Raw genomic sequence first — 16,297 nt, 5'->3', positions numbered from 1 at the left:
TGTTTCCTGGTCCTGACTTAAGATTTTTTGGTAAAAACGGAGTAGATTGATCGCAAGGGAGAAGTGATTTTCCAGCTCATGGAGTTGAGCAGGCTTTCGACGCGGGACTCATTTGCCGAAAGTTCTTGGGTAAGCTGCGCCCTCTCCGCATCCCATTGCATTTGAAGCCTTTGCAGCTCGCGATTCTTTTCGAGCAGCAGCTCGTTCAATGATTCTTTTGATGCCAACTCGGTTTCAAGATGTCGCGCTTTCTCGAGGATTTCCTCCCGGTGCAGCATCAATTCTCGATCCAGCTCGGCTTTAAGCGTGTCTACACAGTCGTTTTGTTCCCTTACTTTTTGTTGCAGCGACTGCACCGCCGCAACCCTTTGTTCCAGGTCATCCTTAAGAGCAAGCGCCCACGCTGTCCGCTCATCGAGCTCTTGTTGCAGGGACTGCACCGCCGTAACTCTTTGTTCCAGGTCCCCCTTAAGAGCAAGCGCCCACGCTGTCCGCTCATCGAGTTCCTGTCGCAGCGACTCGATGATGCTTTCCTGTTGCTCCGTTTCGGCTTTGAGAGCGAGTGCCCACCCCGTCTGTTGGGCGATTTCTTCCTGTAACGCCCGCACCATTGAATCTTTTTGTCCCGACTCATCCTCAAGCTTCCGGGCCCATGCCGTCCGCTCATCGATTGTCTCTTGCAGCATCCGGATTGTTCCGCCCTGTGCAGCCACTAAATCATTAAGCTCAAGTGCCCAAGCCGTGCGGTCCGCAAACTCCTGCTGGAGGGCCTGAAGTCTTGTACTGCTTTGTTCCAGTTCCGCCTTGAGGCACAGGCTCCAGGTGGTACGGTCCGATAGTTCATGCTGGAGGCCCAGAATCACTATATCCCGTTGCTGTAACTCCTCCTGGATATTTAGCGCCCACGTCGTCCGCTCATCGAGTGCGGTCTTCAGTGATCGGACCGTCTCATCGCGTACGGCCACCGTTTCCGTCAGTTCCAGTGCCCATGCCGTTCGGTCCTGGAGTTCCTGCTGGAGCGATTGAATCAGTGAGTCTCTTTGTTCCAACTCTTTGGTGACACTCTGAGCCCATGCAGTCCGTTGTTCCACGGTGGTTTGAAGCGACCGTACAGTTTCATCGCGTGCAGTAACCGCCTCTTTGAGTTGAAGCGCCCATACGGTCCGGTCCTGTAATTCTTTTTGCAACGCATCCGTCTCTGACCGGTCCGCGACGGTTTTCATGGCTGAGTGTATCAGGCGTACAGCATCAAGCCGCACAGCCCCCGCCTCTGCCAGCGAGGCAAGTTGGATCAGATACGCCGAGACTGACCGTAAAAAACAGCGGACAGCGAACTTCGAGGCGTCGTTGTTTTTCAGAGAGAGGAACAATTGCTGGATGCGCCGATATGGGACGTCATCGCTTACTGTGTCGAGGATTGCATCGGAGGCGCCTTGGTTGCTGTAACGATGCAGGAAATAGTTCTTTGTCAGTCTGGACGGTGGCACCTTATGATAAATGACGGCTTTCTCTGCAAAAGCGATGCGCAGGCCGTTCCTCACGATCCTTCTGCACAGGAAGATCTCTTCATTCGACAAAAGCCTTGTTCCTACCCGGCCCAAGTCGGTGGGAAACATGCCGATGCTTTGAAATACTCTTTTCCTGAAGGCGATGTTGGCTCCCCACGGGTAGCTGGGGCTCTTGAACTCGCCTAGTTCGGCTGCAGGGAAGTCACTGATGGCGATGGCCGGCAGCAACTCATCCACCAACCACTCCGGCCTTGGGTGCAGCCATAGCGGCTTCAGAGGCCCTCCTGCACAGCAGACTTCAGGCTGTGTAAAAGCGTCCACCAGATTGGAAAGCCAGTACCGATCTGCTTCTATATCATCATCAGTAAAGACGACGATTTCACCTGAGGATGCCTCGATGCCGGCGTTTCTGGCATAGGAGAGGCCTTGCTTCTCAACGAAGACATAGCTTGTCTTCACGGCGGCACCTGACGAGATGGCCGCTACTCTCTCTCTGGTGTCATCGGTAGAGTTGTTGTCGACGACAACCACCTCAAACCTGTCCAGAGGGAAATCCTGGCTGATCACCGATCGTAACGCTGCCTCGAGCAACTCCGATCGGTTATAGGTGCATATCACTACTGAAACCAGCATATAGATCCTAAGTCTCGTGATAACCCGCGAGTTGGCACAGGAATGCGTAGATTTTCTGCACCTTCGGGGAGATTTCTCCGTTGCTGCGAGACCTTCTAAGGGCTATGTCAGGAAAAGAGCGGTCAACATGCGCACCTGTAAATTGTTCCAGCATGTCGAGAACCTTCGGATCCATCATCTGGTTGTAGTGGAGAAACATCCACTCTCCGGTGTGACGGTGCAGCGACAGGATATGTTTATACATCTGTGTCCAGACCTCGATGGCTATGTCAAAGCTCATCTTCACACTTTCCAGATATTCCATATCCTTGCACTCTTTCACGATGCTGTTAGCGGTAGCACCGGGCTCGCGGAAGATGCAAATAAACACCGTATTCTCAAGGTAGGGGCGCCAAACGGGGAGCGTGTAGCTAAAGCGGGGATCCTTGAAGCAAAAAGGTGCCCGCTTAGTGACTTCCTTTATTTGTTCTACCACCTGGTTGGTAGACTCTATCCTCTGTCCCAACGGGACCCGCTCCAGCCATCTTTGTCCGTAGGTCAGCGGATAATCGGTACCGATGGCCGCGTTGATACGTGACGCGAGTGATCGCGGCAGTGATGTCGCTGCCGCGCAGACAGCTGTCCTGACCGGATGAGTCGTTCGGTAATCCAGGGGCTCGAGAATCTGCTCGTTGATGCCGTTAATGACTGGATCTTCGAAAAAGCCTTTTGGATTACTATCGCGGGGGGGGTACAGGTCGTCCCCCATGAAGTATCCCGCCTTGGCCAAAGTGCCGGCAAGCATGCTGGTGCCGCTTCGCCCGGATCCCAATATCAGACAGTTACGCATACGCCTACAGTTTCCTGAGAATAAGGCCCGGAGCCGTGTATTTGAAAAGCTCTACATCTGTGACTTGGTCAGAAAGGCTGACGAGGATGTCGGTGTCTGCCAGTATAGCGTTTTCATCGAATTCGTCGGCGCCTGGCAACATGGCTCTGTCTATGGCTTCCAACGGAACTACTATGTCGCTGTAATCGTCTATGAGCTTGGCAAAATCATAGTTGCCGTAAATCTGCGACCCGATCCTACCCAGGTACTGGCTGACACTGAGTTGTTGCAGCAGGCTCGGAGTCATCCCGAAGACCCAGTCGATCACCAGCACGGCAAGGCCTCCCGGGCGCAGCACCCTGAAAAGTTCCTTCAGGACGGTTTCTCGCTGCGCCACCGGGACATGCTCAAGCACGGAGACAGAGAATACCCTGTCGAAAAAGTTGTCGGGGAACTCGATACGGTCTGTGGGGGTGATGAAGAAACGGACCTTGTCGGTGTCTTGCTGTAGATTGTCGAGGTCGAGACCGATCGTGAGAAAGTCGGTAATCCCGCTTATGTGGTGGGTCAGGTTGGTCCAGGAGCCACACCCGAAATCCATGCAGGTCTGATACTTTTCCAGTCTGCCGTTGAGTACGCACCACGGGTAAGCCCAGGCTTTCGGTCGCCCCGGGCCGGGGTTGGCGATTTTATTCCTCAGATCGAGGTAATCAGGCGAGTCGTAAACGCTGTATCTTGGCCATTCTAACATCTGACCTCCAGAAGATGACTTTGAGGTGGGGCGCCAATCCCGCGCCAGTGGGTACCGTTATAACGTAGGAATGTGCTCGAGGCACTGATCGATATACCCGGTGTTCGCCTCACAACTTAAGTCGAGGTTGCGACACTTTAGCACCCATGACTGTTCGATGCCAGAGTAAGGATTGATCCAGGGATGCATTTTAGCGAGTTGTTCCATGGCGGCACGGTCCGTCGATGAAGTGCCGGTGTTCTCGTGAAAAGGGTGGAAGATCTTCTTCGTGTGCCACTTGATAGGGAGTCCCTTGTTCCTCAGCCTCAAGTACAGTTCAAGCCCGTTGGCACCAGGACCTGCGAACACGCAGTGCTCTTCGTAGTTATTCACCTGCTGCAAGGTCTGTCTCTTTAACGAGATCAAGCCTCCGTAGTTGGTCGCATTGGTCAACTCGCAGACACGCTGCAGGTAGTCCAACTGGTAGCTTTGGTGAGCGTCGTGTTTCTCCGATGGCTCATCCCAGCGCCTGAAATAAAGTACAAGATCTTTGTACTCTGCATGTTCCCTTCTGATTGCATCGAGCAAATCAGCATCAGCGGTGATATCGCCGTCGGGGATGACAAGGATTTCACCCCTTGCTTCCGCTATGCCGGCGTTGACGCACTTGCCAAGATGCCATTGGGTGCTTTGGTCGTGATCCAGGTTGAGCAACCTGGCGTTGGGGTATTGGGAAATCTTCTGCAACAACTGAGGGTTATGGTTGCGGTAGAAATCCACCCAGATGAACTCATAGTCCTCTTTGGGGAAGTTCTGGCTCCCAAAGCAATCCACGGTGTGGAAAAAATCCCTGAAGCTGGCATCCCAGGTGATGACGGAGATTGACGGTTTCTTTCGCTTTCCAAAGCCGAACATACATCCACCCAGATTCGCATGTTTTTGCACACTTTAAAGAAATAGTCCTTGATCGAGGCCGAGAAGTCCGATCCTGCGACCGAGTCCTGCACCTTTACTGAGAGTTTCCGGTAACAGCCCTTTGGTGTCGTGGTGGGGGAATGTATGCCATTGATAACCGGATCTTCGAAAAAGGATTTTGGATTGCTGTCGGGGGGGGACTGGTCATCCTCCATGAAATATCCGGCCTTGGCCAAAGTGCATGGTGTACGAAAAATACTGCAGAACGTCTAGATTCCGAGACAATACACTATTGATATCATGGATGTCCATCTGAGATAAGTTGGAGATTTTAATTTCATTCAAATTCTTAATGCCCTTTATCGGTTGTCCGGTTACATTGTGGGCAGTAAACAAAATATCAGGAGATAGCGACTGTAACTGCGGTACGAAGCTGATTAGGTTCTCAATGCACCGGTTTGGCTCGCTTACGAGATATTCATAGCTGAAAAAAAAGTTATTTTGTAGGCTTTTAATGTTTGAGATCTGTGTCCTTGCAGTCATAACCCAAAATTCCGCAGCAGATTTTGCTGAGGGCATCCATTGTCGTCGGAGCATTCCCTCAATCTGTGCATAAGGATTTCTGATCGTAATAAGGAAATGGCTATTGTTGAATTCCTCCTGAAGTTGTTGGGCTCGCATGAGATGAGGAGGTGATTTTTCAAACCTCACTGGTTTCCAGGGTGACCAGTACGAGTTGAAGGTCTTCCTCACCTTATTCCAATCAACTTTAAGCTGTGGGTCCCAACGCTCGGGGCATCCGAGAATATCTTGAACTTCCGGAAGCCATTGGCCTTCCTGCTCGAAGGTTGTTGCCTTGGGAGAGGTGGAAATTAGCTGTTGCACCAGCGTCGATCCGCATAACGGCGGTGACAATAAAAATAAATGGACAGCATTCTTGTTTAGAGAGTTAAGCACCCGGTAAATGGTCTTCTTTGTCGTAAGTGGCAAAGCTTCCTCCGCTGACTATTAAAGCCCTACCGTCTAATCAGAAACATCTGCCCAGAACCCATGTGGATGGGGATGAATTCTTTTGCCATGTCTGTTTCCAAGAATTCACAAACTGCCAAATACCCTCCTGCGAGCGCCGGCGTGTGACCTTGGTCCTCGACCACGATAATGCCTCCTTGGCTCATAAGTGGTGCAGTTTTAAGCAAGGCAGCTAAGACTGCTTCGTACATGTCGACATCTATGTTACAGACTGCAATGGATTTTATTGACGCGGGGACTGTGCCGTCGATAATGTCAAGTTTGAGTATCTCTATGTCCTCAAACTCACATAAAAAATTCGAGACGAACTCCACGCTTGTATCTTGGCAAAAGTTAACCCATAGAGCGTCAGGACTTGTAGAAGCAGACGGGTACGTGAATCCATCGAAAACATCTATGAAAAAAGACTTCCGTGGGCATTCCGAGGCTTTCATATATTTCAGGGCCAAGTGGGCACTTCGACCCTGGTATACACCGATCTCTACGTAATCACCGACAACATGACGAGTGATGTCGATGGCCTGTATCAAGTTCTCATAGTCAGCAACTTCAAACTTTGGCAAATCAAGCTGTTGCTCTGCCTGCAAGATTGTCCTAGCTAGGTCATTTCTATGGAAATACCTTGAGGTCGGGTAGAATTTCAGTGGCGTGAAATAAAAAGCATTTTTGAGTGATGTGATTTTTTTTAGAACTGTAACTAATTTCTCGTCGGATTCGAACGCGCACAAAAAAACCTTGATCTTCTCATTGTCTAGCCGTTCTAATTCTTCTATATCAAAAGGTACTAGCTCTGCGTTCGTTATTTCAATTTCCTGGTACTGATCAGTTACATAGAGAATTGCGGTAGAGGGAAACCTCTTATGCGCCAGATCAGCTGCTGCAGCTATTTCTTTTGTACCGAACCTTTTTGATAATAGAGTCCCATTAAAATAATAATTAGCAATATTATCATCAACTTGTTGGCTCACTGGAACTCCGTTGTGTGTATTGTTATAGTATATTGGCAATATCCATCTTGGCATCTAGATTGACAACTGACCCCGGTAGTACTTCACAATCGCCAGTGACGACAAAATGAACAGCATCAGCCAATTCGTCATACGTTTCGTCAATATGGCCTGCCCTGAAACTTAAAAAGTAATTGCCAGGCGCGAGCCACATTGTTACCGCTACTCTTCCTTCAATTACATTTCCTGCTTGTTGTGGACTGATTTTTAGCCGTTTTATATAACTGTTCACGCCGAACAACATGAGCCCTTGAACATTCTTGATAGGATATCCAAGGTGGATCTTGTCAAGATCTTGATGGATGAGAACTCGCGAGTAAATAGTGTATTTCTCGCCTGATCGCAGTGCAGTCACCTTCTGTCCACTGCTGTCAACAATGCCATAATCTATTATTTCAGCTTTTTTGCCTGTAGTATTTATATTTAGCTTGGCTTGAGCCAAGGCTATGATGGCCTTGCGATCGTTATTTAATGCTTTCGTGGCGCCTTCATTTGAGTTATATTTTGCGAGACTGTCTCCAGCAAAATGCTCACCCAGCATCATTTTCTGAAACAATCTGGTAATGAGCTTCGGTGGGCCCTGCTCAAGGATTCGTCCATCATCGATCAGAATGGCCCTGTTGCAAAAAGTGTTTACCGTTTCAAGTGCATGAGATACGAATAAAATGGTCTTTCCATTGCTTCTTAGGTTGTCTATAACTGAAAAACATTTTCTTTGAAACCTGATGTCGCCGACGGAAAGGGCTTCATCTACAATCAGTATATCTGGGGCAACATTAATTGCCACAGCAAATGCTAGCCTCACAAACATTCCGCTGGAATAGTTTTTTACAGGTTGATGAATGAAATCTCCTATGTCCGCGAACGATAGTATCTGGTCAAGGTTCTGGTCTATTTCTTCTTTGCTCTGTCCAGTGAGTGTGCCGTTAAAATATATATTTTCCAACCCTGTCAGTTCTGGGTTAAATCCTGCACCTAGTTCGAGGAGGGCTGATACTTTACCTTGCACTTCAACCGTTCCGGTCGTCGGGGTTAAAACACCGGTTATGATTTTTAGGAGAGTTGACTTTCCTGATCCATTCTTGCCAATAATTCCTATTACTTCTCCTTTGTTGATGGTGATGCTGACGCCGTTGATGGCATAAAAAATGTGATGATATTTTTTACGCAACGGGTTGAGTGCCTCTTTAAGCCGATGCAGTTGCGAATCGTATAATTTGTAAGTTTTAGAAATATCTTGAAGCTTTATTGCAGCGTTTGGCATAGTTAGTTCCATATGTTATAAAAGTATACCGACGTCCTCCATCTTCCTCATAATTTTCTTGGCGGCGTCCTTAAGATCTTCCGCTTCTAAAAAGGATAGGTCTGTGTCATCCGGCAATAGTCCTGGCTCAAATGACATATGGACGGTAATGACGGGATGAGGATGGACCAGGGTGCGAATGGTCTGGTGGTCCGCCAGCGCAAAGGTGTTGGTCGTGGAAACCACGATCAGTCCGGCTCTCAACAGCAACTGGGCGACCTCACCGAACCGGCGCACCAACTCGGCTTTGTCTTCCAGGGATAGGTCCCTGCCAAGGCCTACCTGGAGGTTCTTTCCGTCTAGAAGGTAAGCCTGTCTGCCGCCGTCGAAGAGTCGCCGCTCCAGATGGCGGGCCAGGCGCGCCTTGCCGGAGCCTCTCTCCCCTGTGAAGAGAATGATCCCGGCGTGGTGACCGTTCCGTTGTGCGCGTTCGGCCTCCTGTATCTCTCCGCGACGCCATTCAAAATCGCGCTGCCTTGCCTCGCGGCGGAACGGTTCCTGCTCGTCTTTGAGAGGCTCCATCACGATGCCGCCGCCGCAGATGTCATATCCGGCGATGATGACGAAGCGTCCGGTTGGGGTGCAGTCGGAGTAACGATCGAACGCAACGGGGGTCTTCGTTTTTATGATGACCTCTGCTACGTCATCCTTCTCTATCAGCTCTTTTGATGTAAGCGGGCTGAGACTCGACGCATCTATGGTCTCGATGATTTCTTCCAATTCCATGACGACTTCTTTGGTGGCAAGCCGCAGCAGATACTTCTTCTTCTTTTGGAGAGGGGTTTTCCCCATCCAGAAGATGTTGGCCCTGAACCGGTCGGAAACCTCCGGGGGGCACTCCCTCAGCGAGGCGATCTCGCCTCGTTCCACGAATATCTGCTCATCCAGGGTGAACCCGGACGAGCGTCCGGCCGATACGGACTGCGGAGGAATAGGTACGTTGAACGCCTCGATGCTCTTGACGACGGCCGTTTTGTTGGACGGAGAGAAGACAAGGGTGTCGCCGACCCTCAGTTCCCCTGCTTCGACGCGTCCAGCGAGGATGCGGCGGAAGTCGAACTTGTAAACATCCTGGATGGGAAAACGAAGTGGCAGATCCGCCCCCTGTGGCGGTTTGACAAAGTGGTTCAGGCTCTCTAGCAGCGTCGCTCCCCGGTACCACGGCATATGTGCGCTTTTCTGCGCGACGTTGTCTCCGTTTCGCGCGCTGGCGGGAATGAACCGCTGCGGCTCCAGGTGCAGCCCCCGCAGAAACTGCCGGTACTCAGCTTCAACCGCAGCAAAGGCTGCCTCGTTGTAACCTACGAGGTCCATCTTGTTGACCACGACCACCACTTGCCGGATGCCCAGCAGGCTCAGCATGTACCCGTGCCTTCTGGACTGCTCCTGGACCCCCTCGGCCGCATCAATAAGGAGGACAGCCGCCTCGGCGCGGGCTGCCCCTGAGATCATGTTCTTCAGAAACTCTTTGTGCCCTGGAGCATCTATGATGGTGTACTGCCTGTTCTCCCAGTTGAAAAAGGTCCGGGCAGTGTCGATGGTTATCCCTTGTTCCTGCTCTTCCAGGAAGGCGTCAAAGAGGAAAGCATACTCGAAAACTTTGCCCTGCTTGGCGCAGATATCCCTTACCTTGTCAAGGTGGCCGACAGGGAGGGAATCGGTATCGGCATAGAGTCGTCCGAGCAGCGTGGACTTGCCGTGGTCGACATGGCCTACGAACACGATCTGGAAATTTTCCCTTTCGGGCGCTGACATCGTCGTCGCCATCACATGTACCCGTCTTTCCGGAGTTTTTCCATGCCGCGGTCAGCGTCTTGGGCCCGTCCGGAACGTTCCGCGACCTTGGTCACTCTCAACTCGGCGATTATCTCGTCCACGTTTTTGGCCGTAGAATCGATCTGCATCGTGCAGGGCGCGCAACCCAGGCTACGGTATCGTTTGCCGCTTCCGTTGTCGAAGTAAAGGGGGATAACGGGAATGCCCTCTTTTTTTATGTATTCCCAGATATTGATCTCGGTCCAGTCCAGAAGCGGGTGGATGCGGACATGGGTTCCCGGTTCGAAGGAGGTCTTGAACTGATCCCAAAGTTCCGGAGGCTGGTCACGGAAATCCCAATCGTTGTTCTTGTCGCGGGCCGAAAAGTAGCGCTCCTTCGCTCTGGTCCCCTCTTCATCTGAGCGCACTCCGACGATGACCCCGTTATACTTCTTCTCTTCGAGCACTTTTTGCAGACCTTTGGTCTTCAGTGCGGTGCAGCACGTCATCCTGCCTGCTGAGGGGGCCATCCCTGCAACCAGTGCCTCTTCGTTCTGCCCCACCACCATGGTAAGTCCCCAATCGGTAGCGAGCTTGTCACGATAAGCTATCATCTCGGGGATTTTGTATGACGTGTCAATATGAACCAGCGGGATTGGGGTGTGGCCGAAGAAGGCCTTACGCATCAACCACAGCAGCACCGTCGAATCCTTCCCGATGGACCACAGCATGCACAGGTTGTCGAAGCTCTTGTATGCTTCGCGCAGTATGTAGACGGATTTGTCTTCCAGTTCTTGCAGATGGCTCATAACGGTGCCCCGTTGATCGATGCCGGTGCCGTCCACGCGCCTGACTCGGCTTTATGTCTGCTTACGTAGTCCACGATAATCTGGACGGACTCTTCGATACTCAGCGCGCCGGTATCGATGGTAAGCTCGGGATTGACTGGCTCCTCGTAGGGACTGTCTATGCCGGTGAATTCGGGAAGTTGGCCGGCGCGTGCCTTGCGGTACAGCCCCTTTGGATCACGCTTTTCGCAGACCTCCAGGTCGCAGCAGACGTGGATCTCGATAAACTCACCCGGTTCGAACAAAGACCTGACCCGTTCCCGGTCCTGTCGGAAGGGGGATATAAAGGCGGCCAGGACCACCACTCCGGCGTCGACGAACAATTTGGCCACCTCGCCGATGCGCCTGATGTTCTCACTGCGGTCTCTCTCAGAAAAACCGAGGTCGCCGTTCAGACCGTGTCGTATATTGTCTCCGTCCAGGATGTAGGTGTACCATCCCTTGCTGTGCAGCATCTCTTCAACCTGGTGAGCAAGTGTGGATTTGCCAGAACCTGACAAGCCGGTAAGCCAAAGGACCATCGAAGTGTGTCCGTTTCGTTTCCGGTGGTCTTCCTTGCAGAGCTTACGGTGCTCCCACGTAACGTTTTGACTGCGCATTGTCACGGCACACTCCAGAAAAATGCAATTGATGGGATCGCTACTATAGCATAGATGATCTGCACAGGTATACCCGCACGAACGAAGTCGATAGCTTTATATCTGCCGGGGACGCTGACCATCATGCTGGTCTGTCAGCCGATGGTGGTGGGGGAAACATTGCGATGTTGATCACTCCCAATGGCATGCCCTTAACGCCCATCCGTCATCCCTTTGTAGCTCGATAACAGCCTATGCTACGTCAGCGAAATGCGGTCGCAGTCGCCTGAACACCAGGGCCCCCATGAAAAAAAAGAACAGGGTGAAGCACCAGAAGTAGAGGGTGAGCATGTAATGTTTTTCCCAGAACCAGGTTTTGTAGATGAAGCTTTCCCGGTACCCTTCGACGATATAATACAAAGGATTGAGCTTGATGAAATTAAGGGTTTTGGGCGAGAGTTTGGCGGTGGACCAGAATATGGGAGTCATCCAGAACGCAAGCTGCAGGATCATGGTCACAATTTGCCCCGTGTCCCGTAGAAACAGCGTGAGGGAAGAAGTCAGCCAGGATAGGCCGAGTAGCAACATGATGGTGCAGAAGAGATAGTAAAATACCTGGATGTTGTACAGAGATGGAGGGTATCCATATACCATGAACATGATGAAAATTACTGTTATGAAGAAGAAATGAATTATAAGCGCGGAAAATATCTTTATCAACGGCAGAATTCCAATGCTGAAAACCATCTTCTTAAGAAGAAACGAGTTCTCCAAAATACTTGTTGTCGCGCTTTGTAAACATTCAGAGAAGAAGAACCAGGGGATTATAGCGGTGAGCATCCACAGCACAAAAGGAACGTTAGCCATGGGTTGGGAATTGAACCCGATTTGGAAGACGAACCAAACTACCGCGATGTAAACCGCCGGGTGAACGAATGCCCAGAGAATTCCAAGATAGGAGCCAAGGTACTTCTTTTTAAAGTCGGCCAGTGTCAGCTCACAAATTATATGCCGGTTCTTAAGCAGCTCCCCAAGGAAATTCAGAAACATCTTGAAGACTTGCATGTCGCTCTCCTTGCTGGACATCATAAGCCCCATCTTTTACTCCACTTCCGCAGATTTAGCAATTGATTTTCCTGTTCTCATTCAGCACGCTATCTCGCAGATCTCTTCCGCCATGAGGGGCTTTGACCTGCCTTTCCCGCGCATCTTTTCAGGCCGCCGAGACCGCAGTTGTGAAGGAGTAGTCCGTTTTGCCGTAGGGGAGATTAGCCTAGTATTGAACGCGAAGAGGAAGGGAGAGTGGCATGCAGCAGATGTAGAGGGACTGTGACAGGGAAAATAAGCGACGGAAACGCAAGAGAGGGGCTCATTCGGAGCCCCTCTGGATTGGTCCTTATCGCTGATCAGGTGATGATGAGTGTGACGTAGTTGGACCAGGGGCTGACGCCGGCGGTGGCGACGGCCCTGCCTCTGAGGGAACAGTTCCTTCCCGGTTCCAGGTTCCTCGTGATCATCTTGCCGGCAGTCGGTTGTACGGCCAGATGCGCCCAATTCGCTTCTACGGTGGGGTCACCATACGTGTACTGCATTTCAATGCTCTTTGCTTTTCCTACCCCCTTCATCTTCCCTAACACGGCTCCGCGCTCGTTCAGGTTGGACACGGTAAGGACTGGGATGTTCTTGCCTACCGCTACCGTGCGCACGGGGGTGGCCTTCTTGTGCCAGAAGTACTCGCACCCGGCCCGGTAGGGCAGTGTGGGATCCTTCCGGGAAGCAAGCTCCACGAAATCCATGATGTCGATAAAGACCTGGTTGAACGGCGGACGAAGGGAGTTGCGTTCGGCAACCATGGTATGGTTGCCGGTTTCTGCTCCCCGGTGTACTTCCTTGAAATGCTCGTAAATGGACTTGAGCTCGTCGCCGACTACGAGAAACGACGGGATTGGCCCCTGTATCGGGTTGCCCGTGGTGAAGGCCTCAACGATCGGTTCGACTCTGACGATCGCCTCGGAGTGACTCATGCGTGTCAACATCGTGGTGGTATTTGCGCCCACAGGCTTTCACCTCCCTCGGCCTAGCCAGCATTTCGCCAAGCAGCATCTCTCTGAAGAATATAAGAATCTTCTAACATGTCAACCGCCAATTGCTATGGGGGGGGGCGCCGCGCAGGAAATTGTCACGGCGACCTCGCGGGGGGGGGGCTGTACAGGGCAATGTAACGGTTACATGGGGCCATGTAACGGTTACATGCACGTCGGATCGAAAAACATGGGGCGTTTTGGACGTGCCATGGGGGGATGCGATGGCTACGGAGTGCAATGTAGCCTCTGCATCGGGTCAGGCATGCCTGTCGCGAGCGAGTTTTCGCCTTACTTTGGCATTTGCAAGCGGTGATTCGGATGCTGCGTGGAAGGCAGGAGGGTCTGTAACCGTTACAAAGGGCCATGTAACGGTTACATGGGGCCATGTAACCGTTACATTAACGGCAGAAGGACCTGCGAGACGTGAAGCATCCGCTACGAGTGCAGATTTATCCTTAAAGCATCCACCATTGTCGCAAAAGGTAGGAAGGATGAGAGGGGGGGCATCTTGCAGTGGGGTGAAGCCGCAGCGCAGATAGACCAAGTTCAAGGTTGCGGCACGTCGAGCAGTTCGTGGAAGGTCAGGCGGTGGCGCTTGAGCAGTTGCAGTATCTCCCGGGTGGACAGCTTCTTGTGCTGCATCACTTGGGCGCGTTTCCTGGCGAGGGCGGGGAGGGCAAGAAGGGCGTCGCGCATCCCCCGCAGCAGCGCGAGAATGCACTCTTTCTTGCTGCCGCTGGACATGAATTCCCCTCCGGTTCCTTTGGCCCCGAGCACGAGACGCGCCTGCGTCAGGTAGCGCTGCGCGGTGTGAAATGGGAGCAGCAGGATCAGCGGCCAGGGAAGGTTCTTTAGTACGGCCCAGTAATGGTTGCGCTCGACCAGGTAGAGCTTCAAAGGAGAGAGCGATCCCGCGGTCATGGAATACTTGTGGTACACGATCGCGTCGCGGGCGAGTACTGCCCGCCATCCGGCGAGCCGCCCCCGCAGTCCCAAATCGCTGTCCTCGCAGTACGCGAAGAAGTCGCCGTCGAAGAAGCCGATCTGGTCGACCATGGAGCGCCGGTACAGGGCGACGCAGGCGGAGGGGAACAGGATCTCGGCTTCATCCTCGACCTTCAGATCGGCAAAGCGCCTTCCCCGGAAGTTGCCGCGGGACATGCCGTCCCTGCAGATCGCCATCCCCATGGAGTCCACCCGTTCCGGATCCTGGTAGCTTAAGATCCGGCATCCGACCATCCCCGCCTCCGGGTGTGCATCCGCCACCGCCACCAGCTTTTCCAGCCAGTCGGGCTCAGCCTTGGTGTCGTTGTTCAGGGTGACCAGGTACTCGCCTTGCGCGTAGGGGAGGGCGGCGTTGTTGCCCGCGGCGAAGCCTGCGTTCTCCTGGAGCGGGACCAGCCTGACCTCCGGGCGCTGCTTGAGGTAGGCAACGGAGCCGTCGCTGGAGCCGTTGTCCACGACGATCACCTCGAAGTCGTGGAAGGTCTGCTCTTGCAGGCTTTCCAGGCATTCCGGCAAATGGCCGAGGCCGTTCCAGTTGACGATGATGACGGATACGCGCACGACTGCTCCGGGTGCTGAGTTTAAAAACGACGATCCTGGTTGTGGCGCGGATCTCGCGACAAAATTCCCCTCACCCGCCCTTCGGGCACCCTCTCCCAGAGGGAGAGGGACTGGGAAGGCAACCACTGAACGGATTTTTGATTGCGCGCCGCCAGATATTTATATTAGTATCGGCAACCTTGGCAAGCGTTATCTCCAGTGTTGTGCCTATAAAGTTGGTCCGGATCTTGTATTCGTTCAGAAACGATCCGTTTTCGGCTTTCTTTTACGCCATATGGCGTTGGCACAGGTGGGGATATGAGGATTCTTGCAATAATACCGGCTTTCAACGAGGCCCGTAATATCACGGCAGTCATCGAGGACCTCAAGTCTTTTCGCGGTGACATCCTGGTGGTCAACGACGGCTCGACCGACGATACCGCCGCCATTGCCAAGAGTCTCGGCGCGGAGGTGGTGAGCCACCCCTTCAACCTCGGCATTGGCGGGACGGTGCAGACCGGCCTCAGATACGCCTACGAGCACGGCTACGACATGGCCATTCAGTTCGACGGCGACGGCCAGCACCGCGGCGACCAGATCTTCAAGATCGTCGAGCTGGTGCAAAAGGGGGAGGCCGACCTGGTGATCGGTTCGCGTACCCTGCCTGGCGGCTACAAGATGGGGATCACGCGCTTCATCGGTTCGCGCATCTTCCACTGCCTGATCCGCTGCCTGGCCGGGAAGGCCATTCACGACCCGACTTCCGGGTTCCGCTGCTACGGCAAGCAGACCATTCGCCTGTTCTCGCGCTTTTACACCGACGACTACCCCGAGGTCGAGTCGATCATCACCGCCGCACGCAACGGGCTGCGCGTGGTGGAGGTCCCGGTGCTGATGCGGGGCAGGCTTTCCGGGCACTCCTCCATCACCAGGAGAAAGTCCGCCTACTACATGCTCAAGGTCACGCTGGCGATGGTGGTGGATGCCATGCGCGGCAGGGATCTGGTCGGGGAATCATAACCTGTGGATTTAACAAAAATCGCTTCGCTTGGCCTCAGCGTCGGCATTTTCTGCTTCGTGGTCTGGCTGGTCAGGGAGCGCCGCCTGCGCGAGAAGTACGCCCTGCTCTGGCTCTGCACCTCCGTCTTCGTCATCCTCCTTACCGTGTCGCGCCACATCCTCGAGGTCGCGGCCCTTGCCATCGGTATCTATTACCCTCCCTCTCTGCTGTTCCTGGTCGGCGTCCTGTTCCTGCTGCTGGTGGCCATCGGGCACTCCGTCACCCTTTCCAGGCTCTCGGAGGGCAACCACAATCTCGCCCAGGAAGTAGCGCTTTTGCGAAAGCAGGTAGAGGATCTCAAAGAGGAGCAAAAGGCGCACAAATTGTAAGCCAAAGGCTTGTTTAACGCAAAGGCGCCAGGCCGCAAAGAAAAACAAAAACGGAGCAAATTGGCTTAAATCGAATAATGCAGTGGGTGTCTTTGCGCTTCTGCGGCTTTGCGTTAGGACCGGATTTTTTGCAAAAAGAAGGCTTCGAGGAACATTCCTCGAAGC

General features: G+C 52.8%; 15 protein-coding genes. 2 read left to right on the top strand and 13 right to left on the bottom strand.

All coding sequences use genetic code 11. The features are described 5' to 3' along the window. Positions 1-17: 17 nt before the first annotated feature. From KP004_RS14795 to KP004_RS14735, 13 genes are all read right to left on the bottom strand, one after another. A complete protein-coding gene (locus KP004_RS14795) occupies positions 18-2,141 on the bottom strand; it encodes a glycosyltransferase (RefSeq protein ID WP_216799266.1) in 2,124 nt (707 codons plus the stop codon). Between the two features lie 7 nt (positions 2,142-2,148). Next, complete coding sequence (locus tag KP004_RS14790; RefSeq protein WP_216799265.1) at positions 2,149-2,925, bottom strand: sulfotransferase family protein; 777 nt, start codon at positions 2,923-2,925, stop codon at positions 2,149-2,151. A 49-nt stretch (positions 2,926-2,974) separates the two neighbouring features. Beyond that, entirely contained in the window at positions 2,975-3,700 is a 726-nt protein-coding gene (locus tag KP004_RS14785; RefSeq protein WP_216799264.1) for a class I SAM-dependent methyltransferase, read from the bottom strand. Between the two features lie 57 nt (positions 3,701-3,757). Further along, positions 3,758-4,594 carry a glycosyltransferase family 2 protein gene (locus KP004_RS14780; protein WP_216799263.1) on the bottom strand — a complete coding sequence of 279 codons (837 nt, stop codon included), beginning with the start codon at positions 4,592-4,594 and terminating at the stop codon, positions 3,758-3,760. A gap of 204 nt (positions 4,595-4,798) precedes the next feature. After that, positions 4,799-5,584: a sulfotransferase gene (locus tag KP004_RS14775; RefSeq protein WP_216799262.1), complete on the bottom strand. Its 786-nt coding sequence runs from the start codon at positions 5,582-5,584 to the stop codon at positions 4,799-4,801. Positions 5,585-5,610: 26 nt separating this feature from the next. Then, complete coding sequence (locus tag KP004_RS14770; protein WP_216799261.1) at positions 5,611-6,645, bottom strand: TylF/MycF/NovP-related O-methyltransferase; 1,035 nt, start codon at positions 6,643-6,645, stop codon at positions 5,611-5,613. After that, positions 6,614-7,894 carry an ABC transporter ATP-binding protein gene (locus KP004_RS14765; protein WP_216799260.1) on the bottom strand — a complete coding sequence of 427 codons (1,281 nt, stop codon included), beginning with the start codon at positions 7,892-7,894 and terminating at the stop codon, positions 6,614-6,616. Before KP004_RS14765 ends, KP004_RS14770 begins: the two co-directional genes overlap by 32 nt. Before the next feature lie 15 nt (positions 7,895-7,909). Then, on the bottom strand, positions 7,910-9,700 hold the full coding sequence (locus KP004_RS14760) for a GTP-binding protein (protein WP_216799259.1): 1,791 nt from the start codon (positions 9,698-9,700) through the stop codon (positions 7,910-7,912). Then, positions 9,700-10,497, bottom strand: coding sequence for a sulfate adenylyltransferase subunit CysD (gene cysD, locus KP004_RS14755; RefSeq protein ID WP_216802617.1), 798 nt, complete (start codon positions 10,495-10,497; stop codon positions 9,700-9,702). The genes KP004_RS14760 and cysD overlap by 1 nt, the downstream gene beginning before the upstream one ends. Further along, the gene (gene cysC / locus KP004_RS14750; protein ID WP_216802614.1) at positions 10,494-11,135 is read right to left on the bottom strand and encodes an adenylyl-sulfate kinase; all 642 of its coding nucleotides are present in this window, start codon (positions 11,133-11,135) and stop codon (positions 10,494-10,496) included. The genes cysD and cysC overlap by 4 nt, the downstream gene beginning before the upstream one ends. Positions 11,136-11,366: 231 nt before the next feature. Next, entirely contained in the window at positions 11,367-12,212 is an 846-nt protein-coding gene (locus KP004_RS14745) for an ABC transporter permease (protein WP_239026824.1), read from the bottom strand. A gap of 308 nt (positions 12,213-12,520) precedes the next feature. Continuing rightward, on the bottom strand, positions 12,521-13,150 hold the full coding sequence (locus KP004_RS14740; RefSeq protein ID WP_216799258.1) for a hypothetical protein: 630 nt from the start codon (positions 13,148-13,150) through the stop codon (positions 12,521-12,523). A 594-nt stretch (positions 13,151-13,744) separates the two neighbouring features. Beyond that, positions 13,745-14,764, bottom strand: coding sequence for a glycosyltransferase family 2 protein (locus tag KP004_RS14735; protein WP_216799257.1), 1,020 nt, complete (start codon positions 14,762-14,764; stop codon positions 13,745-13,747). Between the two features lie 297 nt (positions 14,765-15,061). Between KP004_RS14735 and KP004_RS14730 the strand changes: the two genes are divergently transcribed. Together KP004_RS14730 and KP004_RS14725 are read left to right on the top strand one after the other, a co-directional pair. Beyond that, positions 15,062-15,763: a glycosyltransferase family 2 protein gene (locus KP004_RS14730; protein WP_216799256.1), complete on the top strand. Its 702-nt coding sequence runs from the start codon at positions 15,062-15,064 to the stop codon at positions 15,761-15,763. Positions 15,764-15,766: 3 nt separating this feature from the next. Further along, on the top strand, positions 15,767-16,132 hold the full coding sequence (locus tag KP004_RS14725; protein ID WP_216799255.1) for a DUF2304 domain-containing protein: 366 nt from the start codon (positions 15,767-15,769) through the stop codon (positions 16,130-16,132). The last annotated feature ends 165 nt before the right edge of the window (positions 16,133-16,297 follow it).

The sequence above is a fragment of the Geomonas oryzisoli genome, assembly GCF_018986915.1.
Lineage (GTDB): Bacteria > Desulfobacterota > Desulfuromonadia > Geobacterales > Geobacteraceae > Geomonas > Geomonas oryzisoli.
Note: the sequence above shows the minus strand (reverse complement) of the source record. Positions and strands in the feature narration are given on the sequence as shown.